Origin of the sequence: Streptomyces griseoloalbus, from assembly GCA_014650015.1 — a bacterium.
GTDB lineage: Bacteria > Actinomycetota > Actinomycetes > Streptomycetales > Streptomycetaceae > Streptomyces > Streptomyces griseoloalbus.
In genome coordinates, this window is the sequence record BMUD01000020.1 from 1 (window position 1) to 24,510 (window position 24,510).

The window sequence follows — 24,510 nt, forward strand, 5'->3', positions numbered from 1 at the left end:
TGCGGGTTGTGTGGTTGTTGCGGTAGCGCCTGTGGGTGGTGGGTGGGTCGGGGCCGGGTCGGGGGTGTCCGTCCTCGGACTGGCGCGGAATCGGTCATTTGAGAAGCGGGGGTGCGGACGCGCCAGCCACTGCGGGCGAACACCCCCGCCCCGTCCCCTTCGCGCCGTACGCGGCCACAGCCGCCCACCGCGGGCAGCCACTGCCGCCCACTGCGGGCAGTCACTGCCGCCCACCGCGGGCAGCCACTGTGCCGCCAACTGCGGGCAGTCGTGCCGCTGGGGCGATGGGGGAGGGTGGGCGCGGCGGCACCCCGCCAACGCCGGGCTGCGCAACCACTCCCCGGCCCACCCCGGCACCGGGCACCAGCGCAGCGCCGCCTACTCGTCCCGTTCCCCGGGAACGGCATCCGGTGGCGGGGGAGCCGTCGGCCTCAGCTTCAGCCACAGCAGGAACAGCAGGCCGAGGGCCAGCATCCCCAGCCCTGTCCACAGGTTGATGTTGACGCCCTCCGCCTTGTCGATGTCGGCATCGGAGGCGGTGAATCCGGCGATCGTGACGATCACGCCGTACACGACGAACAGTCCGCCGATGAGGCGACGGATGTCGAAGAGGCGGGCGGCCGTCGCTGACTTGGTCTCCAGGTCGGTGATCTCACGCTGGAGGTCGCGCTCGGAGTAGTGCTCTGACATGGTCTCTCCATCCTCCCGCGGTCAGAACGAGAACGGGATGTAGCAGGCGGCGGCCAGGATCACCGCACCCCAGCCGAGCAGCGCCGGCTTGCGGTACCAGGCGTCGTCGCCCTCCGCGGGCGGCTCGGCCATGCCGGGGGAGCGGGTGCCGTAGACCAGGCCCTGGAGTTCGTCGGCGGGCTTGGGGGCCGTGAAGAGGGACACGGCGACCATGACCACCGCGCCCGCGACGAAGCCCGCGATCGCGGAGACGAAGTTGGCTCCCTGGTCGGAGGGGATGTCGATGATGCCCTGCTTGTAGATCCAGAAGTAGTTGATCATCGCCGCGGTGGTGCCCGCGACCAGCCCCCAGAAGCCGGACTTCATGGACGCGCGCTTCCAGAACATGCCGATGATGAAGACCACGAACATCGGCACGTTGAAGAAGGAGAACAGTGTCTGGAGGTAGCTCATGATGTTGGAGAACGAGGAGGCCAGGAACGCCGTGCCGATGGAGGCGAGGACGCCGATCGCGGTGATCAGGCGGCCGAAGCGGACGTAGTACCCGTCCTCGCGGCCCTTCACCACGTACTTCGCCCAGATGTCGGTGGTGAAGACGGTGTTGAAGGATGAGATGTTGGCCGCCATGCCCGCCATGAACGCGGCCAGCAGGCCGGTCACGGCGATGCCCAGCACGCCGTTGGGCAGGAGCTGTTCCATCAGGTACGGGATGGCGTCGTTGTACTGGAGGTCGGAGCCGGCCGTGCCGATCTTGGGGACCATGACCGCCGCGACCAGGCCCGGGATCATCACCAGGAAGACGATGAAGATCTTCGGGAACGCGGCGATGAGCGGGGTGCGCTGGGCCGCGGAGAGGTTCTTGGCGGACAGGGCGCGCTGCACCTCGGCGAAGTTGGTCGTCCAGTAGCCGAAGGAGAGGACGAAGCCGAGGCCGAGGACGATGGTCAGCCAGTTGGCGCCGAGCGGGTTGTCACTGCCGATGCCGGTACCGCCCCAGGCCGTCACGAAGTCGTCGCCGCGTGCCTGGGTGAGGGAGTCGGACAGGCCGTCCCAGCCGCCGACGCTCTTCAGGCCCAGCACCGTGATCGGGATGAGCGCGGCGAGGATGACGAAGAACTGCAGGACCTCGTTGTAGATCGCCGAGGACAGACCGCCCAGGGTGATGTAGGCCAGGACGAAGAAGCCGGCGACGACGATCGCCACCCACTGCGGCCAGCCCAGCAGCGCCTCGACCACGATCGCCAGGGCGTACAGGTTCACGCCGGCGATCAGGATGGCGGCCGCCGCGAAGAGGAACGAGCTGAGGAGATGGGCCGCCTTGTCGAAGCGCAGGAGCAGGAACTCGGGGACCGAGCGGACCTTGGAGCCGTAGTAGAACGGCATCATCACCAGGCCGAGGAAGACCATGGCCGGGATGGCGCCGATCCAGTACCAGTGGGTGGTGTAGACGCCGTACTGCGCGCTGTTTGCGGCCATGCCGAGGATCTCGGTGGCGCCCAGGTTGGCGGCGATGAACGCCAGACCGGTGACCCAGGCGGGCAGGGAGCGTCCGGAGAGGAAGAAGTCGAGACTGGTCTTGACCGAGCGGCGGGCGGCGAAGCCGATGCCGAGCACGACGACGAAGTAGATCCCGAGGATCGTGTAGTCCAGCCAGTTGGTGGGGAGTCGAAGCTCTGCAGATAGATATGTGGGGGTTTGCATAAGCACTCGCTTCGTTCGCGAACTGATCCGGTGCGGAACCTATGCCTCCGTGTTCGGTAATTGAACACGTCCGATGGTGTTCTTTGTTTGATCGTGATCAGTACGATTCCCTGGTCGGTTGTGATGTGTTATGTTCGATTGTGTTGAGTGATGGAGTGCGGGTGCAGAGGAGTACGGCAGTGAAGAAGACCTCGACCCGGCTGGCCGACGGTCGCGAGCTCATCTACTACGACCTCGCCGACGACACGGTGCGGGACGCCGTCGACCGCCGTCCGCTGGACGCCACGGTCACCACGTCCGAGGTCCGCCGCGACCCGCTGCTGGGTGACTCTGTCGCCGTCGCCTCCCACCGCCAGGGGCGCACCTACCACCCGCCGGCCGACGAATGTCCGCTGTGTCCTTCCCAGGGCGACCGGCTGAGCGAGATCCCCGACGCGTCGTACGACGTGGTCGTCTTCGAGAATCGTTTTCCCTCCCTGGCCGGGGACTCGGGCCGGTGCGAGGTCGTCTGCTTCACCTCCGACCACGACGTCTCCTTCGGCGGGCTGAGCGAGCGGCAGACGCGGCTGGTGCTCGACGCCTGGACCGACCGGACGTCCGAGCTGTCGCATCTGCCCTCCGTCGAACAGGTCTTCTGCTTCGAGAACCGCGGGGCCGAGATCGGCGTCACCCTTCAGCACCCGCACGGGCAGATCTACGCCTACCCCTTCACCACCCCCCGCACCGCCCTGATGCTGCGCCAAGTGGCCGCGCACAAGGAGGCGACCGGCGGGGAGAACCTGTTCGACGCCGTACTGGAGCGGGAACTGGCGGACGAGCGGATCGTCCTTGAGGGTGAACACTGGGTCGCCTTCGTGCCGTACGCGGCGCACTGGCCCTACGAGGTCCACCTGTACCCCAAGCGCCGCGTGCCCGACCTGCTCGGGCTGGACGAGGCGGCGCGTACCGAGTTTCCCCAGGTGTACCTGGAACTCTTGAAGCGCTTCGACCGGATCTTCGGCGAAGGTGAACCTCCGACGCCGTACATCGCGGCCTGGCACCAGGCCCCGTTCGGGCAGCTGGAGGAGTTCGACGGCGTGACGCGTGACGACTTCGCGCTCCACCTCGAGCTTTTCACCATCCGCCGCACGTCCGGCAAGCTGAAGTTCCTCGCGGGCTCCGAGTCCGGCATGAACGTCTTCATCAACGACGTGCCGCCGGAGCGCGCGGCCGAGCGACTGCGGGAGGTAGCGAGTTCATGAGCGAGAAGTACCTGGTCACCGGCGGTGCGGGATACGTCGGCAGTGTCGTCGCCCAGCATCTGATCGAGGCCGGTCACGAGGTCGTCGTGCTCGACAACCTCTCCACCGGCTTCCGGGAAGGCGTCCCCGCGGGTGCGTCGTTCGTCGAGGGCGACATCCGTGACGCCGCCAAATGGCTGGACTCGTCGTTCGACGGTGTCCTGCACTTCGCCGCCTCGTCACAGGTCGGCGAGTCGGTGGTGAAGCCGGAGAAGTACTGGGACAACAACGTCGGCGGCACCATGGCGCTGCTCGGCGCGATGCGCGAGGCGGGCGTGCGCCGGCTGGTGTTCTCCTCCACGGCGGCCACGTACGGCGAGCCGGAGCGGGTGCCGATCGTCGAGTCCGCGCCGACCGCCCCGACCAATCCGTACGGGGCCTCGAAGCTCGCCGTCGACCACATGATCACCGGTGAGGCGGCGGCGCACGGGCTGGGCGCGGTCTCCCTGCGCTACTTCAACGTGGCCGGCGCGTACGGGCAGTACGGCGAGGGTCACGACCCCGAGTCGCACCTCATTCCGCTCGTGCTGCAAGTGGCCCAGGGGCGGCGCGACGCGATCTCCGTCTACGGCGACGACTACCCGACGCCGGACGGCACCTGCGTGCGCGACTACATCCACGTCGCCGACCTGGCCGAGGCCCACCTGCTGGCGCTGCGGGCCGCCGCGCCGGGCGAGCACCTGATCTGCAACCTCGGCAACGGCAACGGCTTCTCCGTCCGCGAGGTCGTCGAGACGGTCCGTCAGGTCACCGGCCACCCGATCCCCGAGGTCGCGGCCCCCCGCCGGGACGGCGACCCGGCGGTCCTGGTGGCATCGGCCGCCACGGCCCGCGAGAAGCTGGGCTGGAACCCGTCGCGCACGGACCTCGCGGGGATCGTCGCCGACGCATGGGAGTTCGCGCAGCAGCGCGCCAAGTAGAACGTAACGAAGGGTCAGGGGTCAGGGCATGAGCGAGTCCAGCGAGGTTGTCGCGGAGTCCGTCGCCGAGCGGTTCCGCCAGTTGTACGGGGCCGCGCCGGACGGGGTGTGGGCGGCACCGGGCCGGGTCAACCTCATCGGTGAGCACACCGACTACAACGACGGCTTCGTCATGCCGTTCGCCCTGCCGCACGCCGTCGTCGCGGCGGTCGCGCGCCGCGACGACGGCGTCCTGCGGCTGCACTCGGCCGACGTGGACGGGCCGGTCGTGGAACTGACCGTGGACGCCCTCGCCCCCGAGTCCGACAAGCGGTGGACCGCCTACCCGGCGGGCGTGGTGTGGGCGCTGCGCGAGGCCGGGCACGCGGTGACCGGCGCGGACGTCCACCTGGCCTCCACGGTGCCGGCGGGCGCGGGCCTGTCGTCCTCCGCCGCCCTGGAGGTCGTCGTGGCCCTCGCGCTCAACGACCTGTACGGACTCGGCCTGCGCGGCTGGCAGCTGGCCCGCCTGTGCCAGCGCGCGGAGAACGTCTACGTCGGCGCCCCGGTCGGCATCATGGACCAGACGGCGTCGGCCTGCTGCGAGGCCGGCCACGCCCTGTTCCTCGACACCCGTGACCTCTCCCAGCGGCAGATCCCCTTCGACCTGGCCGCCGAGGGCATGCGGCTGCTCGTCGTCGACACCCAGGTCAAGCACAGCCACAGCGAGGGCGAGTACGGCAAGCGCCGCGCGGGCTGCGAGAAGGGTGCGGCCCTGCTGGGCGTGGACGCCCTGCGCGACGTCCCGTTCGCCGGCCTGGACGCGGCGCTGGCGCGGCTGGGCGACGAGGAGGAGGTCCGCCGGCTGGTCCGCCACGTGGTGACGGAGGACGCGCGGGTGGAACGGGTCGTCTCCCTGCTGGAGGCCGGCGACACCCGCGCGATCGGTCCGGTGCTGGCCGAGGGGCACGCCTCCCTGCGCGACGACTTCCGCATCTCCTGTCCGGAGCTGGACCTGGTGGTGGACACGGCCCTCGCCTCCGGCGCCCTCGGTGCCCGGATGACCGGCGGCGGGTTCGGCGGCTCGGCCATCGTCCTGGTGGAGGAGGCGGACGTCCCCGCCGTCACCAAGGCGGTGGAAGAGGCGTTCGCGGCGGCTGGGTTCACGACTCCCCGGGTCTTCGAGGCGGTGCCCTCGGCGGGGGCGCGGCGGCTGCGCTGAGCCTCAGCCCAGCCGCTTCGTCAGCGTGTACTCGGTGATCCCCGGCGGGTAGTCGGGGATCACGCAGACCACGTCGTAGCCCTGCCGCTGGTAGAACGCCGGGGCCTGGAAGTCCCAGGTCTCCAGGCGGGACGCCGTGCAGCCGCGTTCGGCGCGGGCGATGTGCTCCGCCCGGGCCAGCAGGCGGGAGCCCAGGCCCGCCCCCCGGTGGCGTCCGTCGACCCAGAGATAGGTCACGTGCAGCCAGGTCGTCCAGGTGTGACCGACCAGACCGCCCGCGAGATCACCGTTCGCGTCCAGCGCCCACACGTGCAAAGGCGCTTCACGTTCGTGCGGGGTTCCGCGCAGGGCCCGCAGGACCGGGGAGGCCGCCGTGTTGGTGTCCCTCAGGTGCCTGCGGAGCAGATCACGTCGGGCTTTGTCGACTTCTGTCTCAAGACGAAACATGCGGCACACCATAAACGCGTAAGGCCGCAAGTTCTGCAAATTGCCTTCCGCTCCCGGCCCTCGCCCGTACGCTGAAGAACAGTGCCGGTGGGGGCCGGCGCCGTTCAGGGGGCGAGACAGTCGGGTACGGCGTCAGAGGTGGGGTGGCGGTTGTCGCACGGCGGCGGCCGTGTGGCCGCGGTGCCCGTCCCACGTCCAGTGAGTGACAGGACAAGGGCCTCGGCGTCGTACCCGCGCCGGTGTCGTCTTCCGACGATGGGGTAATCCCCTGCTCCGTGAGGAGCTTGGGGGAGGGGGTTTCGTGGTGCGCATTCGAGTCCTGGTCGTCGACGACCATCGCATCTTCGCCGAGTCACTGGCCGCGGCCCTGGCCGCGGAGCCCGACGTCGACGTGTCCGCGGCGGGCAGCGGCCCGGCCGCGCTGCGCTGCCTGGAGCGGGCGGCCGCCGAGGGACGGCGGTTCGACGTGCTGCTCGTCGACGCCGATCTGGGCGGCAAGGTGCCCGGCGGCCGGCCGGCCGTACCCGTGCAGGCCGGCGACGAGGACGGGCTCGTCGACGGGATCTCGCTGGTCACCGGGGTGCGCTCGGCGCAGCCGCAGGTACGGACCGTGGTCCTCGCCGAGAAGGACGACGCGGGCCGGGCCGCGCTCGCCCTGCAGGCGGGTGCCTCCGGCTGGGTGGCCAAGGACTGCTCGCTGAACCGGCTGCTCACCGTCATCCGAGGCGTGCTGCGCGACGAGACGCATCTGCCGCCCGCCCTGCTCACCGGCGTGCTGCGGGAACTGACCGCCGCCCGCAGGCACCGCACCGAGAGCGAACGGCTCGTGGAGTCCCTGACCCCGCGCGAGCGGGAGGTACTGCGGTGCATGGTCGCGGGGCTGGGGCGCAAGGCCGTCGCCGAGCGCCTGTATCTGTCCCCGCACACCGTGCGGACCCATATGCAGAACGTCCTCGGGAAGCTGGGGGTGCACTCCACCCTGGCCGCGGTGGCGCTCGCCCGGCGGGCGGGCGTCGGGCCCGTGGACCTAGCCGGGGATGTTGTCGAACGGGGCGGTCAACTGGCGTAGCAGCCCGGCCAGTTCGCCGCGCTGGGCGCGGGTGAGTTCCGCGAGGATCGCCCGCTCCTGCGCCAGCAGCCCCGCCAGTGCCTGATCGGCGCGGTCGCGGCCCTCGTGCGTGAGCCGGACCAGGACGCCGCGCCGGTCACTGGGGTCGGGCAGCCGCTCCACCAGGCCCTTCTTGGCGAGGCGGTCGATGCGGTTGGTCATCGTGCCCGAGGTGACCAGCGTCTGGGTGAGGAGCTGACCCGGCGAGAGCTGATACGGGGTGCCCGCGCGGCGCAGCGCGGTCAGGACGTCGAACTCCCAGGACTCCAGGCCGTGCTCCGCGAAGGCGAGCCGGCGTGCCCGGTCCAGGTGCCGGGCCAGTCTGCTCACCCGGCTGAGCACCTCGAGCGGTTCCACGTCGAGGTCCGGGCGCTCCCGGCGCCACGCTGCGACCAGCCGATCGACCTCGTCCTCCATGGCGATCAGTGTAGTGGTTGTGTCGATGTGAAGTCTCTTGATATCAAGCATCTTGACGTCGAGGCGCATAGGGGGCGAGGCTGGGTACTCCTCGCTCGGCACCCGCACCGGGAGGCTTCATGTCCGCCGCCACCCCCACCTGGGACCCCGCCCAGTACCTGCGTCACGCCGGTCACCGCACCCGGCCCTTCACCGACCTGCTCGCCCGCGTCCCGGAACTCCCACGGCACCCGGCCCGCATCGCCGACCTGGGCTGCGGCGCCGGCAATGTCACCGCCCTCCTCGCCGACCGCTGGCCCACCGCCCGCATCACCGGCTACGACAACTCACCCGAGATGCTCGACAAGGCCCACGTCGACCACGAGGGACCGACACCGGAAGGCGGCCGGCTCGACTTCACCCACGCGGACGTCGGTACCTGGGCGCCGGCCGAGCCGTACGACCTGATCGTCAGCAACGCCACGCTGCAATGGGTCCCGGGGCACGCGGAGCGGTTCGCCGACTGGATCACCGGGCTCGCCCCGGGAGGCACCTTCGCCTTCCAGGTGCCCGGCAACTTCGGCGCCCCCAGCCATGTGCTGCTGCGCGAACTGGCCGCCTCCCCGCGCTGGCGCGCCCGCCTGGACGGCGTCCTGCGCCACGACGACGCCGTGCTCCGGCCGGAGGCCTACCTGGAACACCTGACCGCCCTCGGCTGCACGGCCGACGCGTGGGAGACGACGTACGTCCATCTGCTGGAGGGGGAGGACCCGGTCCTGGACTGGGTCAAGGGCACCGCCCTGCGGCCCGTCCTCACTCTCCTCGCCGACGACCCGGAGGCGCGGGAGGCCTTCGTCGCCGAGTACCGGGCGGCTCTGCGGGACGCCTACCCGGCCGGCCCCCACGGCACCCCGTTCCCGTTCCGCCGTGTCTTCGCGGTCGCCGTCCGGAGGGGCAGGTGATCAGGCGGTGCGCCCCAGGTGAGTGACGAGGATGCGGATGGCGTCGTCCTCGATGACGTACAGGACCCTGTAGGCGCCGACGCGCAGACGCCTGATGTCCAGCCCGTAGGGAGCACTCGCTGCCGGGCGGGGGTCATGGGCGAGTTCGTCGATCCCGTCGAGGACCATGGCGAGTCCCGCGGGATCCTCCTTGAGGAACCGGGCTGCGGCATCGAGGGCATGCGGCTCGAAAATGATCTCGTAGGTCACTTCCGTTCCAGCCCCAGCCGCGCGCGCACCTCGGCCATGGGGATGCCCGGCCCCAGCGTTCCCTCGGCCTTGCGCCGCTGGTAGTCGGCGACCGCCAGCGCGTCTTCGAGATCCTCTATGACCTGAGGCGACACGAGCAGGGCGGCCACGTGCCCGTGATCCGTGAGCGCGATCGTCTCGCGGCTGTGGGCCGCGCGACGGACGAGGTCGCCGAGCTGGGCACGGGCTGCGCTGATCGTGATCTCAGTCATGCACAGATGGTTGCACAAGATTAATCTTGTGCGCCAATGGTTCAGCTCTTGCGGTGGCCTATCAGCCGCGGCTTCGGTTCCAGGCCGTCCAGGCCGTGCCAGGCCAGGTTGACCAGATGGGCCGCCACCTCCGCCTTCTTCGGCTTGCGGACGTCCAGCCACCACTGGCCGGTCAGGGCCACCATCCCGACCAGCGCCTGCGCGTACAGCGGGGCCAGCTTCGGGTCGAAGCCGCGGCTCTTGAACTCGCGGCCCAGGATGTCCTCCACCTGGGTGGCGATGTCCGAGATGAGGGACGCGAAGGAACCGGTCGACTGCGGGATGGGGGAGTCACGGACCAGGATGCGGAAACCGTCCGTGTACTCCTCGATGTAGTCCAGGAGAGCGAACGCCGCCTGCTCGCACAGCTCCCGGGGATGGCCGGCGGTCAGGGAACTCGTCACCATGTCCAGCAGCCGCCGCATCTCGCGGTCCACCACCACCGCGTACAGGCCCTCCTTGCCGCCGAAGTGCTCGTAGACCACCGGCTTGGAGACCCCGGCCCTCGCCGCGATCTCCTCCACCGACGTGCCCTCGAACCCCTTCGCCGCGAACAGGGTGCGGCCGATCTCCAGCAGCTGCTGGCGGCGCTCCGCACCGGTCATCCGGGTGCGACGCGCACGCCGCGGCTTGTCATTGCTCGGGGTGCTGCTGGAGTCGGTCGCCACGGCGACCATCATGCCGCCTCGGCGGGTTCCCTTCCCTGCCGGGAGCCGCCTTCCGCGGTGGTGCGGCGGGAATCGATACGCGAGCGTGACGGCCACCGCACGTCATACGCCCAGCCCAACTGCTCGAACCAGCGGATCAGACGGGCACTGGAGTCCAGCTGCCCCCGCTCCACACCGTGCCGCGCGGAGGTCGGGTCGGCGTGGTGCAGGTTGTGCCAGGACTCACCGCACGACAGGATCGCCAGCCACCACACGTTGCCCGAGCGGTCCCGCGACTTGAAGGGACGCTTGCCGACCGCGTGACAGATCGAGTTGATCGACCACGTCACGTGGTGCAGCAGCGCCACCCGGACGAGCGACCCCCAGAAGAACCCGGTGAACGCCCCCCACCAGGACATGGTGACCAGGCCGCCGATCAGCGCGGGCAGCGCCAGCGACAGCACCGTCCACAGGATGAACTGCCGGGAGATCGCGCGCAGGGTCCTGTCCTTGATCAGATCCGGCGCGTACTTCTCCTGCGACGTCTGCTCCTCGTCGAACATCCAGCCGATGTGCGCCCACCACAGGCCCTTGATCAGTGCCGGGACCGTCTCGCCGTACTTCCACGGCGAATGCGGGTCGCCGTCGGCGTCGGAGAACTTGTGATGCTTGCGGTGATCGGCCACCCAGCGCACCAGCGGACCCTCGACCGCCATGGACCCGGCGATCGCCAGCGCGATCTTCAGCGGCCGCTTCGCCTTGAAGGAACCGTGCGTGAAGTGACGGTGGAAGCCGATGGTGATGCCGTGGCACCCGAGGAAGTAGAAGAAGACCAACAGACCGAGGTCCAGCCAGCTCACCCCCCAGCCCCACGCCAGCGGCACCGCCGCCAGCAGCGCCAGGAACGGGACGGTGATGAAGAGCAGCAGCGTGATCTGCTCGATGGAACGCTTGCGCTCCCCGCCCAGCGTGGCGGAAGGCGGTGCGGCGCCGTCGGACCGGGGTTTCTCCGAGGCTTCGTCGATCACATCGGAACGTGAGGTCATGCGTATCCCCTGTGGGGTATGTGGACTGGGGGTGGTGCCGGGCCGACGGAACCGCTCAGCCTTTCCTACGGTTCCGTAACCTACGGCATCGTAAGTATGGCAGTGCGTCGCCCGACGGCAAGAGCCCGTGAGCCAGCGCGTCCGGGTCGACACCTATCCTTGGAGTCGGTCGGACAGCGCGGTCCGCTCTGATTTCTTCCCGGACGTCCGGCCCGCATGCGGCGCACGCCGCCGCGAGACGACGTCCGGGTTCCCTCCCAGACGAGCTTCAACACTGCAAGGAGCCGCACCTGTGAGCAGTGCCGACGACCAGACCACCACGACGAGCAGCGAGCTGCGCGCCGACATCCGCCGACTGGGCGATCTCCTCGGGGAGACGCTGGTCCGGCAGGAGGGCCCGGAGCTGCTCGACCTCGTCGAGAAGGTCCGCCGACTCACCCGTGAGGACGGCGAGGCCGCCGCCGAGCTGCTGCGGGGGACCGAACTGCAGACCGCGGCCAAGCTGGTCCGCGCCTTCTCCACCTACTTCCACCTGGCCAACGTCACCGAGCAGGTGCACCGCGGCCGTGAGCTGCGCGCCCGCCGCGCCGCCGAGGGCGGACTGCTCTCGCGCACCGCCGACCGGCTCAAGGACGCCGACCCCGAGCACCTGCGCGAAACCGTGCGGCACCTCAATGTGCGGCCCGTCTTCACCGCCCACCCCACCGAGGCCGCCCGCCGCTCCGTCCTCAACAAGCTCCGCCGGATCGCCGCCCTCCTCGACACCCCCGTCATCGAGGCCGACCGGCGCCGCCTCGACACCCGGCTCGCCGAGAACATCGACCTCGTCTGGCAGACCGACGAACTGCGCGTGGTCCGCCCCGAACCCGCCGACGAGGCCCGCAACGCCATCTACTACCTCGACGAACTGCACGCGGGCGCGGTGGGCGACGTCCTGGAGGACCTGACGGCCGAACTGGAGCGCGTCGGCGTCCACCTCCCCGACGACACCCGCCCCCTCACCTTCGGCACCTGGATCGGCGGCGACCGCGACGGCAACCCCAACGTCACCCCCCAGGTCACCTGGGACGTCCTCATCCTCCAGCACGAACACGGCATCAACGACGCCCTGGAGATGATCGACGAGCTGCGCGGATTCCTCTCCAACTCCATCCGCTACGCCGGCGCCACCGAGGAACTGCTGGCCTCCCTCCAGGCCGACCTCGACGCCCTCCCCGAGATCAGCCCCCGCTACAAGCGCCTCAACGCCGAGGAGCCCTACCGGCTCAAGGCCACCTGCATCCGGCAGAAGCTGGAGAACACCAAGCAGCGCCTCGCCAAGGGCACCCCGCACGAGCCCGGCCGCGACTACCTCGGCACCGGCCAGCTCCTCGCCGACCTGCGGATCATCCAGACCTCCCTGCGCGAACACCGCGGCGCACTGTTCGCCGACGGCCGCCTCGCCCGCACCATCCGCACCCTCGCCGCCTTCGGCCTCCAGCTCGCCACCATGGACGTCCGCGAACACGCCGACGCCCACCACCACGCCCTCGGCCAGCTCTTCGACCGGCTCGGCGAGGAATCCTGGCGCTACGCCGACATGCCCCGCGACTACCGCTCCAAGCTGCTCGCCAAGGAACTCCGCTCACGCCGCCCGCTCGCCCCGACCCCGGCGCCCGTGGACGCGGCCGGCGAGAAGACCCTCGGCGTGTTCCGGACCGTCAAGCGGGCCCTCGCGGTCTTCGGACCCGAGGTCGTCGAGTCCTACATCATCTCCATGTGCCAGGGCGCCGACGACGTCTTCGCCGCCGCCGTACTGGCGCGCGAGGCCGGGCTCATCGACCTGCACGCCGGCTGGGCGAAGATCGGCATCGTGCCGCTGCTGGAGACCACCGACGAGCTCAAGGCCGCCGACACCATCCTCGAGGACATGCTCTCCGACCCGTCCTACCGGCGCCTCGTCGCGCTCAGGGGCGACGTCCAGGAGGTCATGCTCGGCTACTCCGACTCCTCCAAGTTCGGCGGCATCACCACCAGCCAGTGGGAGATCCACCGCGCCCAGCGCCGGCTGCGCGACGTCGCCCACCGCTACGGCGTACGGCTGCGCCTCTTCCACGGCCGCGGCGGCACCGTCGGCCGCGGCGGCGGCCCCACCCACGACGCCATCCTCGCCCAGCCCTGGGGCACCCTCGAAGGCGAGATCAAGGTCACCGAGCAGGGCGAGGTCATCTCCGACAAGTACCTCATCCCGGCCCTCGCCCGGGAGAACCTGGAACTGACCGTCGCGGCCACCCTCCAGGCGTCCGCCCTGCACACCTCGCCCCGCCAGTCGGTGGAGGCGCTGGCCCGCTGGGACGCCGCCATGGACGTCGTCTCCGACGCCGCCCACTCCGCCTACCGGCGCCTGGTCGAGGACCCCGACCTCCCCGCGTACTTCTTCGCCTCCACCCCGGTGGACCAGCTCGCCGACCTGCACCTCGGCTCCCGGCCGTCCCGCCGCCCCGACTCCGGCGCGGGACTGGACGGGCTGCGGGCCATCCCGTGGGTGTTCGGCTGGACCCAGTCCCGGCAGATCGTGCCCGGCTGGTTCGGCGTCGGCTCCGGCCTGAAGGCGCTGCGCGAGGCCGGACTGGACACCGTGCTCGACGAGATGCGCGAGCAGTGGCACTTCTTCCGCAACTTCATCTCCAACGTCGAGATGACCCTCGCCAAGACCGACCTGCGCATCGCCCAGCACTACGTCGACACCCTCGTCCCCGACGAGCTCAAGCACGTCTTCGACACCATCCGGGCCGAACACGAGCTCACCGTCGCCGAGGTGCTGCGGGTCACCGGCGAGCAGGAACTCCTGGACGCCGACCCGGTCCTCAAGCAGACCTTCACCATCCGCGACGCCTACCTGGACCCGATCTCCTACCTCCAGGTGGCCCTCCTCAAGCGCCAGCGCGACGCCGCCGGCGCCGGCGAACAGCCCGACCCGCTGCTCGCCCGGGCCCTGCTGCTCACCGTCAACGGCGTGGCGGCCGGTCTGCGCAACACCGGCTGACCCGGGACAAAACGAAGGGTGCCCCCGAGCCTCGTACGGGCTCGGGGGCACCCCCTTTTTTTCGTTTCCCGTCCGGGCGTCAGGCGCCGGAGCTCCGGCGGCGGCGGAACATCAGGAAGCCGCCCGCGGCGACCAGCGCGGCGGCCACACCGGCCAGCAGACCCACCGGGGCGCCGTTGCCGGTCTCGGCGAGATCACCGGAGCCGCCCTGCGGAGCCGACCCCGCGGCCGGGGCGGCGGACGAGGACGCGGCCGACGGGGAGGCGGAGGCCTCGGGCTCGCCGGACGGGGCCGCGGAGGGGGAGCCGGACGGAGCCGCGGAGGGGGAGCCGGACGGGGCCGCGGTCTCCTCGCAGTCCGTCCAGAACACCTTGTGCTTGGCCGATCCCTTCTCCCCGTCGAAGTTCCAGAACAGCTTGTAGTGGCCGTCGGGCAGCGACAGGTCCTCGGTACGGCCGTGCCCGGACGCGTCCAGGGTCAGGGTGTCCGACAGCACCGTCTCGCCCTTGGTGCCGGCCGTCGGGGCCCACACCTCGATGTGCCAGTCGACCTGCTGGCCGGCGTCGAAGCCGAAGCCGTCCAGATAGAAGGTGCACACATGGGGCTCGTTGCGGCGCTGCTCCTCGCCGGTCGAGGCATCGTGGATCTTGACCGTGCCGTTGTCGCCGGGCGGCGTGGCGTGCGCGACGGGAGCGGTCAGCACAGCGGTGGAGAACGCGGCGGCGAGCACGCCGGCGCGAGCGGGGATACGCATGAGGCAGTCCATCTTCGAGTGACGAACGGGGAAGATGTGGAGGGGGCGGTTCAGGGTCCTGCCCGGCCTGACCCCGCGTCAATCACGAAAGGACAACGCACCAATGCTTCACAGATGAGGAGGCCGGCGCAGGCGACGGAAACACCTCAGACGACCAGAAAAGCAGCCGTGAGCAGCGCGGTCCCCGACAGCGCCATCACCCACCCCGCCCGCGTCCGCAACAGCCCGCCCGCCACCACGACCGACGCCAGCAACAGCGCGCCCCCCAGCGGCACCCAGGCATAGAGGATTCCCGCGGAACCGGAGCGGACCGCCTCCCCGCCGCCCGGCTTCAGCACCACCGTGTAGGCCCGCCCCTCCTCCACGGCCACCGAGTTCTCCAGGACGACCTTCGCGCGCGGCTGCGACCCCGGCGACAACGGCGTGTACGGCCCCGAACACGTCGTGGCACCGCACCACGTCACCTCGACCGTGCCGCGCTCGCGCCCCTTCGTCAGCATCGCGTACTGCGCCGTACCCCACGACGCCCACACACCCGCGATCAGGATCAGCGCGGCGACCACGCCCATCGCCGCGAACCGGCCGAACCGCAGCACGGCGAGAGCGCCACCGGAGGAGCTGACCGCAGAAGGCATGGCCGCGATCCTTGGCCATGACCTCGCGTTCGGTCAACTCCGGTGGGTGCCGGCGACGGACAAGTCAACCGATGTACGCATCAGCAGGTCACGAGTTGTACGTCCCCTGCGCCCGCTCCAACCCCTCGATCACCAGACACTCCACCGCGTCCGCCGCCCGGTCCACGAAGTAGTCCAGCTCCTTGCGCTCCGCCGACGAGAAATCCTTCAGCACGAAGTCCGCCACCTGCATCCGCCCCGGCGGCCGCCCGATCCCGAACCGCACCCGGTGGTACTCCCGCCCGAACGCCTGCGTCAGCGACTTCAGCCCGTTGTGACCGTTGTCCCCGCCACCCAGCTTCAGCCGCAGCGTCCCGTAGTCGATGTCCAGCTCGTCATGGATCGCCACCACCCGCTCCGCCGGCACCTTGTAGAACTCCCGCAGCGCGTTCACCGGCCCGCCCGACACGTTCATGTACGACATCGGCTTCGCCAGGATCACCCGCCGGTTCGCCGGCCCCGGAGGCCCGATCCGGCCCTCCACCACCTGCGCCTGAGCCCTCCCCGCCCGCTTGAACCGGCCCCCGACCCGCTCCGCCAGCAGATCCGCCACCATGAACCCCACGTTGTGCCGGTTCATCGCGTACTCCGGCCCCGGATTGCCCAGCCCCGCGATCAGCCACGGGGCACCGGCCTCGGTCGTCACCTGCATGTCTCCTCGATACGCGCCAGCCGCCGCCCCCCGACGGGAAGCAGCGGCTGACGAAAACGGCGTCGGTGCGGATCAGGCCTCGGCGGCCGCGCCGCCCTCGGCGGCCTCCTCGCCCTCCGCGGCCTCCTCCGCCTGCGCGGCCAGCACCTGGATGACGACCGCGTCGTCCTCGACGGCCAGCTTGGTGCCCTTCGGAAGGGCGATGTCCTTCGCGTGGATGGAGGCACCGGCCGCCAGGCCCTCGACGGACACCGTGACGGACTCGGGGATGTGGGTGGCCTCGGCCTCGACCGGCAGCGTGCCCAGCACGTGCTCCAGCAGGTTGCCGCCCGGGGCCAGCTCGCCCTCGGTCAGAACCGGGATCTCCACCGTCACGGTCTCACCGCGCTGGACCAGCTGCAGGTCGACGTGCTCCAGGAAGCCCTTCAGCGGGTCACGCTGCACCGACTTCGGGATCGCCAGCTCGTTCGACTTGCCGTCGATGTCCAGCGCGATCAGCACGTTCGGCGTACGCAGGGCGAGCAGCAGCTCGTGGCCCGGGAACGTCAGGTGCAGCGGGTCCGAGCCGTGACCGTACAGAACACCGGGAACCTTCTTGTCACGACGGATACGACGGGCGGCACCCTTGCCGAACTCGGTGCGCGTCTCGACGCTGAGCTTGACCTCGGACATATTGATCACTCCTCGCAGGGGTGGAACGGACGAAGTCACCCGGCCAACGAACGGCCTGCTACGAAGAGCGCGTCGATAACGGACGCCGTACAAGCTCCTGATGAAGCGGTACGGCCTCCCTCGCCGAGCAACTGCAGCAGTCTACTCGGACCAGGAGGCCGCACCCAAAACGATCACCCGGGCCCCGCGGGAACCCGGCTGCAGAACCCTTACTGCTCGTCGAACAGGCTCGTCACCGAACCGTCCTCGAACACCTCACGCACCGCACGCGCGATCGTCGGCGCGATCGACAGCACCTTGATCTTGTCCAGGCTCTCGCCCAGCTCACCCGGCGTCGGCAGCGTGTCCGTGAACACGAACTCACTCACCTTCGAATTCTTCAACCGGTCCGCCGCCGGACCCGACAGCACACCGTGCGTCGCCGTCACTATGACGTCCTCCGCACCGTGCGCGAACAACGCGTCCGCCGCCGCACAGATCGTGCCACCCGTGTCGATCATGTCGTCCACCAGGACACACACGCGGCCCTTCACCTCACCGACCACCTCATGCACGGTGACCTGGTTCGCCACGTCCTTGTCCCGCCGCTTGTGCACGATCGCCAGCGGCGCGCCCAGCCGGTCGCACCAACGGTCCGCCACCCGCACGCGACCCGCGTCCGGCGACACCACCGTCAACTTCTCCCGGTCCACCTTCGCGCCCACGTAGTCCGCCAGCAGCGGCAGCGCGAACAGATGGTCCACGGGCCCGTCGAAGAAGCCCTGGATCTGGTCCGTGTGCAGATCCACCGTGAGCAGCCGGTCCGCGCCCGCCGTCTTCATCAGGTCCGCGATCAGACGCGCCGAAATCGGTTCACGACCCCGGTGCTTCTTGTCCTGACGCGCGTAACCGTAGAACGGCACGATGACCGTGATGGACCTGGCCGACGCACGCTTCAGCGCGTCGATCATGATCAACTGCTCCATGATCCACTTGTTGATCGGAGCGGTGTGGCTCTGGATCAGGAAACAGTCGGCACCACGAGCCGACTCCTGATACCGCACATAGATCTCGCCATTGGCGAAGTCGAAGGCCTTCGTCGGGACGACCCCGACACCCAGCTGGTGGGCGACCTCCTCGGCAAGCTCGGGGTGGGCGCGGCCGGAGAAGAACATCATCTTCTTCTCCCCGGTCGTCTTGATCCCGGTCACAGCACTTTCTCCTCAGAGGTGTCGCAGCTGGTGGGGGTGCGGATGTGCACTTATCACCGTACGCCGAGTTTGACGGAGCAGATTTCGGTCAGCCCTCCCCGGCCGACCCCCGGGAAGCGTCCTCCGCGGCCTTCGCCGCAGCACTCCCGGGACGCTTACGAGCCACCCAGCCCTCGATATTCCGCTGCTGGCCACGGGCCACGGCCAGCGAACCCGGCGGCACATCCTTCGTGATCACCGAGCCGGCGGCCGTATAAGCACCGTCCCCGATGGTGACAGGTGCCACAAACATGTTGTCCGCACCCGTCCGACAATGCGACCCCACCGTCGTGTGATGCTTGTCCTGTCCGTCGTAGTTCACGAACACACTCGCCGCACCGATGTTCGAAAACTCGCCGATCATCGCATCACCCACATACGACAGATGCGGAACCTTCGTCCCCTCACCGATCGACGCGTTCTTCGTCTCCACGTACGTACCGATCTTGCCCTTACGCCCCAGCCGCGTCCCCGGACGCAGATACGCGTACGGCCCGACCGTCGCCTCAGGACCCACCTCGGCACCCGCCGCCACCGTGTTGTCCAACCGCGCCCCGGCACCCACCCGGGTGTCCGTCAGCCGCGCATTCGGCCCCACCTCGCAGCCCTCGGCCAGATGCGTGACACCGTGCAACTGCGTGCCGGGATGGACGATCACGTCCTGCTCGAACGTCACCGTCACATCGACCCACGTCGTGGCCGGATCGACGACCGTGACGCCGCCAAGCATCGCGGCGGTCAGCAGCCGGTCGTTCAGGATCCGGCGCGCCTCGGCCAGCTGCACCCGGTTGTTGATGCCCGCGATCTCCCGGTGGTCGCCGGCCACCGACGCACCCACCCGGTGCCCCGCCTCACGCAGAATCCCGAGGACGTCCGTCAGGTACTCCTCACCCTGCGAGTTGTCCGTCCGCACCTTCTTCAACGCGTCCGCCAGCAACGCCCCGTCGAACGCGAACACACCCGAGTTGATCTCCCGGATCGCCCGCTGCTCCGCCGACGCGTCCTTGTGCTCCACGATCGCCGTGACCGCACCGGACGCCCCGTCCCGCACGATCCGCCCGTAGCCGGTCGCGTCCGGCACCTCGGCGGTCAGCACCGTCACCGCGTTGCCGTCGGCGGAGTGCGTGGCGGACAGCTGCCGCAGCGTCTCCCCGGTCAGCAGCGGAGTGTCACCACAGACGACGACCACGGTCCCGGCGACGGAACCGCCCAGCTCCTCCAGCCCCATGCGCACGGCGTGCCCGGTGCCGTTCTGCTCCGCCTGGACAGCGGTACGCACATCGGGGGCGATCTCGGTCAGGTGGGCGGTCACCTTCTCGCGGGCGTGCCCCACGACGACGACCAGGTTCTCCGGTTCCAGTTCACCGGCGGCGGCGAGCACATGGCCCACCAGGGAACGGCCACAGATGTCGTGCAGGACCTTCGGTGTGGCCGACTTCATACGGGTGCCCTCACCCGCTGCGAGAACGACGACGGCTGCCGGGCGGTTGGCGCTCACGGGATGCCCTTCGGCTGTGATGGGGTGGGGGTGACATCCGCAGGATACCGGGGGGCCTGTGGGGGGACATGAGAGCGGGCCCTGACCTGGGTGGTGACCAGTCAGGGCCCGAACTGAGATCTTGGTGTGCTGTGGCTCCCCCGCAAGGATTCGAACCTTGTCCTGCTGGTACCAAAAACCAGTGTGCTGCCATTTACACCACGGGGGACAGCGCCTCAGACCTTACCGGAGACGTGCTCGCGCGTGGGTCACGATGCCGTCCCACCAGCCCTCGATGCGGTTGTACAGGTCGGCGCTCCTCGCGACACTGACGGCCAGGCAGCCGTGGTAGTTGTCACCGGTGTTCTTGCGGACCGTCTTCGGGTTGTGCTTCTTGAGCGTCGGCCTGGCGAAGAGCGAGACGTCGATCTCCGCGACCCGTGCCCAGAATCGGTGCGCGTCATCGATGTCCGCGGATTCGTGGATGAGGACCCGGAAGTTCAGTCGCTTCCGGTCGATGCCGAGCAGGTCCAGCCATGCGAGGTAGACCCGGATCACGTCTGCGTCGCTGTTGACGAAGATCGCGCGTTCCCGGCGGTCGTAGGGTTTGCTCTTCGAGCCCTCGGCCCAGTAGAGCGCGACCCCTGCCATGAAGAGCTCGCGATCCGTCAGATCACCGATTTCCTGTCGAGCTCCGAGCTTGGTTCGCCGGTGTGCCTCCCTGTCTGCTTCACGCCGCCGTGCCAGTCCCTCGCGCATCAGGGTTCGCCGCTCCTCCGGCGTGTACCGGGGTTCCGGTTTCGGCAGGTCCCGTACCCACAGCGACACCGAGCTCCTGGAGCAGCCCAGCTCGGCTTCGATCTGGTCGTACGTCCAGCCCTGGAGGCGTAGGTCCCGGGCCTTGGCCCTGAGGTCGTCCTTGGCGTTGGGGCGCTTCGTCCAGGCCGGGGGTGGTTCTCCCTTCACCAGCTGGTTGAGGATGTCGTTGTTGTGGATCTTCAGCTCGTCGCGGATCTGCCGGAGGCTGTAGCCCGCTCGTCGCAGCGCCACCGCGCGTTCCCGCAGGTTTTCGAAGTCGGCGTAGGTGCCGGGTGCGTGTGTCACAGGCATACCGTCCGGGCGGAATGGCCGCTTCCCCCTTCGAACGGTGATCGATTCAGCAGTTCGAGGGATTTCGGGCCGTATCGCGTCCGAACGGTCACCCTCTGTGGTGTGGACCGGTCGGGGAAACTCGCCGGATGAGCGGCGGGGGGCGCCCTTAGGCTGGAGGCATGACCACGACGGGGGAAGAGCATGGGCCGGCCCGGGGAGGGCCGTGGTGGTGGGACAGGCGGCGTGGCGCGGCGTTCGATGTGGGGCTCGCGGTGGTGTCCGCGGTGGAGTGCGGTCTGGAGGGGATCCCGTTCGCGCGGGAGGCGGGGATTCCGGTCGCCGCGGGGGTGGTCTTCGGGCTGCTGGCCGGTTCCGTGCTGCTGGTGCGGCGGAAGTGGCCGATCGCGGTGGTGCTGGTGGCGGTCGCGGTCACGCCGGCCGCGATGGGGTTCCTGATGGGGGTCGTGGGCCTGTATTCGCTGGCCGCGTCCGAGGTGCCGCGCCGGATCATCGGCTCGCTGGCCGGGATGCAGTTGGTGGGGGTCCTCATCGTGATGTTCGTGCGGATGCGGCAGGACCTCGCGCGGGAGGACCTGGAGGTCCAGGACTGGATCGTGCCGTTCGCGTCGATCACGACGGCGCTGGGGATGACGGCCCCGCCGTTGCTGCTGGGTCTGTACGTGGGGGCGCGGCGGCGGTTGATGGAGAGCCTGCGGGAGCGGGCGGACAGTCTGGAGCGGGAGCTTCAGTTGCTCGCGGAGCGGGCCGAGGAGCGGGCCGAGTGGGCGCGGGGCGAGGAGCGGACGCGGATCGCGCGGGAGATGCATGACGTGGTCGCGCATCGGGTGAGTCTGATGGTGGTGCATGCGGCGGCGTTGCAGGCGGTGGCGCGGAAGGATCCGGAGAAGGCGGTGAAGAATGCCGCGCTGGTGGGGGACATGGGGCGGCAGGCGTTGACGGAGTTGCGGGAGATGCTCGGGGTGCTGCGGGCCGGTGGGGACGGTGGGCGGCGGGAGCGGGTGTCGGTGCCGTTGGCGGCGGTGGGGGTGGCTGCGGCGGCTGCGGCGTCGCGGGCGGTGGATGAGGCCGAGGGGGCGGTGGAGGGGCCGTGTCTGTCGGAGATCGGCGAGTTGGTGGGGCAGTCGGCGGCGGCGGGGATGGTCGTGGATCTGTCGGTGGTGGGGGAGAGCCGGTCGTATGCGCCGGAGGTGGAGTCGACGGCGTATCGGGTGGTGCAGGAGGCGTTGACGAACGTCCACAAGCATGCGGCGGGTGCGAAGACGTATGTGCGTCTGGCGCATCGGGTGTCGGAGATCGCGATGCAGGTGGAGAACGATCCGCCGCCGGAGGCGGCGTCGTCGGCGGGGTTGCCGTCCGGGGGGAACGGTCTGGTGGGGATGAAGGAGCGGGTGTCGGCGTTGGGTGGGGTGTTCGTGTCGGGGCCGACGGATGCGGGGGGTTTTCGGGTGTCGGCGGTGATTCCGGCGTCGTAGTCGGGTCGCGGTGTGGTCAGCCGGCGGTGAGGCGGGTGGGCTGGATGCCGGTGACGAGGGTGGCGAGGGCGTGGTCGACGGTGGGGCCGAGGTACCAGTCGCCGGTGTGGTCGAGGGCGTAGACGCGGCCTTGGATGTCGATGGCGAGGAGGGCCCGGGTGTCGGTTTCGGCGCCGAGGGGGCAGACCTCGGTGTCGAGGGCGCGGCCGAGGTCGCCGAGGGTGCGGGCCATGTGGAGGCCGTGGAGCGGGTCGAGGTGGAGGGTGGCGGGGGCGACCTGGCGTCCGGGGCCGGTGGGGTGGAGGTGGAGTCCGCCGAATTCGGCCCAGGCTTCGACGGCGGCGGGGAAGACGGTGTGGCGGTGTCCGGCGGGTGAGGTGTGCTCGCGCAGGGTGTCGGCCCAGATCTCGGCTTGTTTGATGTCCCAGCGTCCGGGTTGCCAGCCGGCGGTGCGCAGGGCGGCGTCGACGGGTACGGCGAAGCGGGGTGGGGCCGCCCCTTGTCCGGGTGGGGTCGAGGACGTGGGGGAGGGGGTGCGGTCGGTGTGCATCTGTGCTTCGTTCGTCGGGGTCGGGTGGGGGTGGCCGGGGAGCGGTCAGTTGCCGGGGGTGGCGGGGTCGACCATGCGGACGCCGAAGTGGGCGCTGAGGGCGGTGCAGGCGCGGCAGGGGGTGGCGTAGCTGCCGTGGAGGGGGTCGCCGTCCTCGCGGATGCGGCGGGTGGTGAGTTTGGCTTGTTTGAGGGCTTTGCGGGCTTCGCCGTTGGTCATGGGTTTGCGTGCGGCGCGTTTGCTGCGGGCGGCGTCGGCGGTGGTGATGTGCCGGGAGATGAGGATGGTTTCGGCGCAGCGGCCGGTGAAGCGGTCGCGTTGGTCGCTGGTGAGGGTGTCGAGGAAGTCCTGGACGAGGGGGTGCAGGGCGGGGGGTGTGTCGCCGCGGGCGGCGGTGCCGGTGAGGGTGGAGCCGCGGACGGAGAGGGCGGCGGCGATGGTGGGGAGGATTCCGTCGCGGCGGTGGTGGAGGGTGGGGGTGTGGGCGGTGTCGGTGCTGCTCCAGCCGATGCGGGGGTCGCCGGAGCGGGGGTCGCCCGAGGGGCCGGTGTGCGGCCCTGTCTGCGTCACGTTCATGATCATCATCCCCTCCCGAGCATCCCCCCGGAGGTGACAGAGTGCCAAATGCCGTGGCTGATGCGGAAGCTGGGGCGGGGCGACACGCCCGGGTTTGGGTGAGCTGTCACGGGAGGGTGACGGCTGGTCACGGAAGTGGAAGGGCGGGTGACCGGCGCCGGTGACCGGTGTCGTCGTACCGCATAGGCTGTCGGCACCGCGATCCACGCGGTGATCCGCGCGGTGGTGTGTGCGGGCGCCGTGGGGGTCGGGGCGGTAAGCAGTCGAGACAGACGTGACAGTCGAATACGTTCCGTAACGGTCCGAAGGTGGGCGGTGCGGGTCGTACAGAGTGCCGCAGGGGGCAACCGCCATGACGACAGGTCGGCTCGGGCTGGGGGCACCTCCCGGCCGCCAGGCTGGGGGACAAGCCGTGCCGCCGAACGCGGCGTATGCCGGGCAGGTCGTGCACTTCCCGGATCCGGTGCGGGCGGCCCGCCATCCGAGAGGGGTGCGGGTGGACGAGCGCGGTTACCCCGATTTCTCGCCCTATGCGCGTGCGGCCGCGGAGATCGCGGATCCGCCGGAGGGTTTCGGTGTCGACGAGTTGCGGTTGACGGACTTCGTGTCGGCGAACGCGGCGTTGGCGGCGAGCGGTCACGCGTTGTGGGACACGGTGCCGGCGGTGGCGACGCCGCACGGCTGGACGTGGCATCACGTGGTGGGGTCTCGGCGGCTGGAGCTGGTGCCGGTCGAGGTGAAGGCGCTGCTGCGGCATCACGGCGGGGTGGCGACGTCGGTGGTGGACCAGACCAAGCGGGGTACGCGGCCGTTGCAGGAGACGCGTCCGGCGCATTTCGGGCTGCCGAAGTCGGGTGTGGCGGTGACGGAGTCGCAGGTGCTGGGGGTCGAGGAGGATCTCGGGTACCGGCTGCCGGGTGCGTACCGGTCGTTTCTGAAGGCGGCGGGTGGCTGTGCGCCGGTGGGGACGGCGCTGGACGCGGAGCTGGGGCTTTTGGTGGACCAGCCGTTCTTCACGGTGCGGGACGAGGCGGCGGTCAACGACCTGGTGTACGTCAACAAGTGCCTGCGTGATCACCTCACCAAGGACTACCTGTGCGTCGCTTTCGTGCAGGGCGGTCTGCTGGCCGTGAAGGTGCGGGGCGAGCGGGTGGGGTCGGTGTGGTTCTGCGCGTACGACGACGTGCGGGACGTGGATCCGTCGTGGCCGCCGGCCGAGCGGGTGGAGCGGCTGCTGCTGCCGTGCGGTGACGACTTCGACGCGTTCCTGTCGCGGTTGGCGGGGTCTCCGCCGGAGTTGGAGACCGTGGCGAATCTGATGGTGGACGGTGGGTTCGCGCGTGCGGTCCCGGTTTCTTCCGCGGGGAGTGAGCTGTAGC

General features: G+C 70.0%; 25 protein-coding genes and 1 tRNA gene. 8 read left to right on the forward strand and 18 right to left on the reverse strand.

All coding sequences use genetic code 11. The features are described 5' to 3' along the window. Positions 1-378: 378 nt before the first annotated feature. Entirely contained in the window at positions 379-690 is a 312-nt protein-coding gene (locus IE178_RS26290) for a hypothetical protein (RefSeq protein ID WP_184766042.1), read from the reverse strand. Between the two features lie 21 nt (positions 691-711). Next, complete coding sequence (locus IE178_RS26295) at positions 712-2,391, reverse strand: sodium:solute symporter family protein (RefSeq protein ID WP_193514026.1); 1,680 nt, start codon at positions 2,389-2,391, stop codon at positions 712-714. Positions 2,392-2,570: 179 nt separating this feature from the next. Here IE178_RS26295 and galT point away from each other — a divergent pair, with 179 nt between their 5' ends. Genes galT through galK form a run of 3 tightly spaced genes read left to right on the forward strand, consistent with a single transcriptional unit; the run spans position 2,571 to position 5,792 of the window. Further along, complete coding sequence (gene galT / locus IE178_RS26300) at positions 2,571-3,632, forward strand: galactose-1-phosphate uridylyltransferase (RefSeq protein WP_193514027.1); 1,062 nt, start codon at positions 2,571-2,573, stop codon at positions 3,630-3,632. Next, entirely contained in the window at positions 3,629-4,591 is a 963-nt protein-coding gene (galE, locus tag IE178_RS26305) for a UDP-glucose 4-epimerase GalE (protein ID WP_193514028.1), read from the forward strand. The genes galT and galE overlap by 4 nt, the downstream gene beginning before the upstream one ends. A gap of 28 nt (positions 4,592-4,619) precedes the next feature. Further along, positions 4,620-5,792 (forward strand): galactokinase, encoded by a 1,173-nt coding sequence (gene galK / locus IE178_RS26310; protein ID WP_184766038.1) that lies wholly within the window; start codon positions 4,620-4,622, stop codon positions 5,790-5,792. 3 nt (positions 5,793-5,795) lie between these two features. On the opposite strand, the gene IE178_RS26315 is transcribed toward galK, so the two are convergent. After that, entirely contained in the window at positions 5,796-6,251 is a 456-nt protein-coding gene (locus tag IE178_RS26315) for a GNAT family N-acetyltransferase (protein ID WP_193514029.1), read from the reverse strand. A 289-nt stretch (positions 6,252-6,540) separates the two neighbouring features. Between IE178_RS26315 and IE178_RS26320 the strand changes: the two genes are divergently transcribed. Further along, on the forward strand, positions 6,541-7,308 hold the full coding sequence (locus IE178_RS26320; protein ID WP_184766037.1) for a LuxR C-terminal-related transcriptional regulator: 768 nt from the start codon (positions 6,541-6,543) through the stop codon (positions 7,306-7,308). Here IE178_RS26320 and tamR read toward each other — a convergent pair. Further along, complete coding sequence (gene tamR, locus IE178_RS26325; protein WP_184766036.1) at positions 7,267-7,764, reverse strand: MarR family transcriptional regulator TamR; 498 nt, start codon at positions 7,762-7,764, stop codon at positions 7,267-7,269. The genes IE178_RS26320 and tamR overlap by 42 nt on opposite strands. A gap of 119 nt (positions 7,765-7,883) precedes the next feature. On the opposite strand from tamR, the gene IE178_RS26330 reads away from it, so the two are divergent. Continuing rightward, positions 7,884-8,705 (forward strand): trans-aconitate 2-methyltransferase, encoded by an 822-nt coding sequence (locus IE178_RS26330; RefSeq protein WP_193514030.1) that lies wholly within the window; start codon positions 7,884-7,886, stop codon positions 8,703-8,705. Here the strand turns inward: IE178_RS26330 and IE178_RS26335 are convergent, their stop codons facing one another. Genes IE178_RS26335 through IE178_RS26350 form a run of 4 tightly spaced genes read right to left on the reverse strand, consistent with a single transcriptional unit; the run spans position 8,706 to position 10,937 of the window. Then, the gene (locus IE178_RS26335; protein ID WP_184766034.1) at positions 8,706-8,954 is read right to left on the reverse strand and encodes a type II toxin-antitoxin system RelE family toxin; all 249 of its coding nucleotides are present in this window, start codon (positions 8,952-8,954) and stop codon (positions 8,706-8,708) included. It abuts the gene before it with no gap. After that, complete coding sequence (locus IE178_RS26340; protein ID WP_184766033.1) at positions 8,951-9,205, reverse strand: type II toxin-antitoxin system Phd/YefM family antitoxin; 255 nt, start codon at positions 9,203-9,205, stop codon at positions 8,951-8,953. The genes IE178_RS26335 and IE178_RS26340 overlap by 4 nt, the downstream gene beginning before the upstream one ends. 41 nt (positions 9,206-9,246) lie before the next feature. After that, entirely contained in the window at positions 9,247-9,924 is a 678-nt protein-coding gene (locus IE178_RS26345) for a TetR/AcrR family transcriptional regulator (RefSeq protein WP_184766032.1), read from the reverse strand. Then, the gene (locus IE178_RS26350; protein ID WP_193514031.1) at positions 9,921-10,937 is read right to left on the reverse strand and encodes an acyl-CoA desaturase; all 1,017 of its coding nucleotides are present in this window, start codon (positions 10,935-10,937) and stop codon (positions 9,921-9,923) included. Before IE178_RS26350 ends, IE178_RS26345 begins: the two co-directional genes overlap by 4 nt. A 292-nt stretch (positions 10,938-11,229) precedes the next feature. On the opposite strand from IE178_RS26350, the gene ppc reads away from it, so the two are divergent. Continuing rightward, entirely contained in the window at positions 11,230-13,962 is a 2,733-nt protein-coding gene (gene ppc / locus IE178_RS26355; RefSeq protein ID WP_193514032.1) for a phosphoenolpyruvate carboxylase, read from the forward strand. A gap of 79 nt (positions 13,963-14,041) precedes the next feature. Here the strand turns inward: ppc and IE178_RS26360 are convergent, their stop codons facing one another. The 8 genes from IE178_RS26360 to IE178_RS26395 form a co-directional block, all read right to left on the reverse strand. Continuing rightward, complete coding sequence (locus IE178_RS26360) at positions 14,042-14,716, reverse strand: LAVTG motif-containing sortase-dependent surface protein (protein ID WP_184766029.1); 675 nt, start codon at positions 14,714-14,716, stop codon at positions 14,042-14,044. A gap of 146 nt (positions 14,717-14,862) precedes the next feature. Continuing rightward, positions 14,863-15,351: a hypothetical protein gene (locus tag IE178_RS26365; protein ID WP_193514033.1), complete on the reverse strand. Its 489-nt coding sequence runs from the start codon at positions 15,349-15,351 to the stop codon at positions 14,863-14,865. A gap of 88 nt (positions 15,352-15,439) precedes the next feature. Continuing rightward, positions 15,440-16,042 (reverse strand): aminoacyl-tRNA hydrolase, encoded by a 603-nt coding sequence (gene pth / locus IE178_RS26370; RefSeq protein ID WP_193514034.1) that lies wholly within the window; start codon positions 16,040-16,042, stop codon positions 15,440-15,442. A gap of 72 nt (positions 16,043-16,114) precedes the next feature. Further along, positions 16,115-16,714: a 50S ribosomal protein L25/general stress protein Ctc gene (locus IE178_RS26375; RefSeq protein WP_193514035.1), complete on the reverse strand. Its 600-nt coding sequence runs from the start codon at positions 16,712-16,714 to the stop codon at positions 16,115-16,117. A 209-nt stretch (positions 16,715-16,923) separates the two neighbouring features. Beyond that, a complete protein-coding gene (locus IE178_RS26380; RefSeq protein WP_145868808.1) occupies positions 16,924-17,904 on the reverse strand; it encodes a ribose-phosphate diphosphokinase in 981 nt (326 codons plus the stop codon). Between the two features lie 88 nt (positions 17,905-17,992). Beyond that, a complete protein-coding gene (gene glmU / locus IE178_RS26385; protein WP_193514036.1) occupies positions 17,993-19,441 on the reverse strand; it encodes a bifunctional UDP-N-acetylglucosamine diphosphorylase/glucosamine-1-phosphate N-acetyltransferase GlmU in 1,449 nt (482 codons plus the stop codon). Between the two features lie 132 nt (positions 19,442-19,573). Beyond that, positions 19,574-19,649, reverse strand: a tRNA-Gln gene (locus IE178_RS26390). A gap of 14 nt (positions 19,650-19,663) precedes the next feature. After that, entirely contained in the window at positions 19,664-20,524 is an 861-nt protein-coding gene (locus IE178_RS26395; RefSeq protein WP_438874414.1) for a helix-turn-helix domain-containing protein, read from the reverse strand. A gap of 167 nt (positions 20,525-20,691) precedes the next feature. Between IE178_RS26395 and IE178_RS26400 the strand changes: the two genes are divergently transcribed. After that, the gene (locus tag IE178_RS26400) at positions 20,692-22,005 is read left to right on the forward strand and encodes a sensor histidine kinase (RefSeq protein WP_193514038.1); all 1,314 of its coding nucleotides are present in this window, start codon (positions 20,692-20,694) and stop codon (positions 22,003-22,005) included. Between the two features lie 16 nt (positions 22,006-22,021). Here IE178_RS26400 and IE178_RS26405 read toward each other — a convergent pair whose 3' ends face one another. Together IE178_RS26405 and IE178_RS26410 are read right to left on the reverse strand one after the other, a co-directional pair. After that, positions 22,022-22,555 carry an SUKH-3 domain-containing protein gene (locus IE178_RS26405; protein ID WP_184766022.1) on the reverse strand — a complete coding sequence of 178 codons (534 nt, stop codon included), beginning with the start codon at positions 22,553-22,555 and terminating at the stop codon, positions 22,022-22,024. A gap of 45 nt (positions 22,556-22,600) precedes the next feature. Continuing rightward, the gene (locus tag IE178_RS26410; protein ID WP_184766021.1) at positions 22,601-23,131 is read right to left on the reverse strand and encodes a YwqJ-related putative deaminase; all 531 of its coding nucleotides are present in this window, start codon (positions 23,129-23,131) and stop codon (positions 22,601-22,603) included. Between the two features lie 352 nt (positions 23,132-23,483). Here IE178_RS26410 and IE178_RS26415 point away from each other — a divergent pair, with 352 nt between their 5' ends. Next, on the forward strand, positions 23,484-24,509 hold the full coding sequence (locus IE178_RS26415) for an SMI1/KNR4 family protein (RefSeq protein WP_184766020.1): 1,026 nt from the start codon (positions 23,484-23,486) through the stop codon (positions 24,507-24,509). Position 24,510 lies beyond the last annotated feature (1 nt).

Bases quoted from the DNA above. Each gene is read 5' to 3' on its own strand.
- IE178_RS26290 (WP_184766042.1), bottom strand. From the start codon at position 690: ATGTCAGAGCACTACTCCGAGCGCGACCTCCAGCGTGAGATCACCGAC.
- IE178_RS26295 (WP_193514026.1), bottom strand. From the start codon at position 2,391: ATGCAAACCCCCACATATCTATCTGCAGAGCTTCGACTCCCCACCAAC.
- galE (WP_193514028.1), top strand. From the start codon at position 3,629: ATGAGCGAGAAGTACCTGGTCACCGGCGGTGCGGGATACGTCGGCAGT.
- galK (WP_184766038.1), top strand. From the start codon at position 4,620: ATGAGCGAGTCCAGCGAGGTTGTCGCGGAGTCCGTCGCCGAGCGGTTC.
- IE178_RS26315 (WP_193514029.1), bottom strand. From the start codon at position 6,251: ATGGTGTGCCGCATGTTTCGTCTTGAGACAGAAGTCGACAAAGCCCGA.
- tamR (WP_184766036.1), bottom strand. From the start codon at position 7,764: ATGGAGGACGAGGTCGATCGGCTGGTCGCAGCGTGGCGCCGGGAGCGC.
- IE178_RS26330 (WP_193514030.1), top strand. From the start codon at position 7,884: ATGTCCGCCGCCACCCCCACCTGGGACCCCGCCCAGTACCTGCGTCAC.
- IE178_RS26340 (WP_184766033.1), bottom strand. From the start codon at position 9,205: ATGACTGAGATCACGATCAGCGCAGCCCGTGCCCAGCTCGGCGACCTC.
- IE178_RS26345 (WP_184766032.1), bottom strand. From the start codon at position 9,924: ATGATGGTCGCCGTGGCGACCGACTCCAGCAGCACCCCGAGCAATGAC.
- IE178_RS26350 (WP_193514031.1), bottom strand. From the start codon at position 10,937: ATGACCTCACGTTCCGATGTGATCGACGAAGCCTCGGAGAAACCCCGG.
- IE178_RS26360 (WP_184766029.1), bottom strand. From the start codon at position 14,716: ATGCGTATCCCCGCTCGCGCCGGCGTGCTCGCCGCCGCGTTCTCCACC.
- IE178_RS26365 (WP_193514033.1), bottom strand. From the start codon at position 15,351: ATGCCTTCTGCGGTCAGCTCCTCCGGTGGCGCTCTCGCCGTGCTGCGG.
- pth (WP_193514034.1), bottom strand. From the start codon at position 16,042: ATGCAGGTGACGACCGAGGCCGGTGCCCCGTGGCTGATCGCGGGGCTG.
- IE178_RS26375 (WP_193514035.1), bottom strand. From the start codon at position 16,714: ATGTCCGAGGTCAAGCTCAGCGTCGAGACGCGCACCGAGTTCGGCAAG.
- IE178_RS26400 (WP_193514038.1), top strand. From the start codon at position 20,692: ATGACCACGACGGGGGAAGAGCATGGGCCGGCCCGGGGAGGGCCGTGG.
- IE178_RS26405 (WP_184766022.1), bottom strand. From the start codon at position 22,555: ATGCACACCGACCGCACCCCCTCCCCCACGTCCTCGACCCCACCCGGA.
- IE178_RS26410 (WP_184766021.1), bottom strand. From the start codon at position 23,131: ATGAACGTGACGCAGACAGGGCCGCACACCGGCCCCTCGGGCGACCCC.
- IE178_RS26415 (WP_184766020.1), top strand. From the start codon at position 23,484: ATGACGACAGGTCGGCTCGGGCTGGGGGCACCTCCCGGCCGCCAGGCT.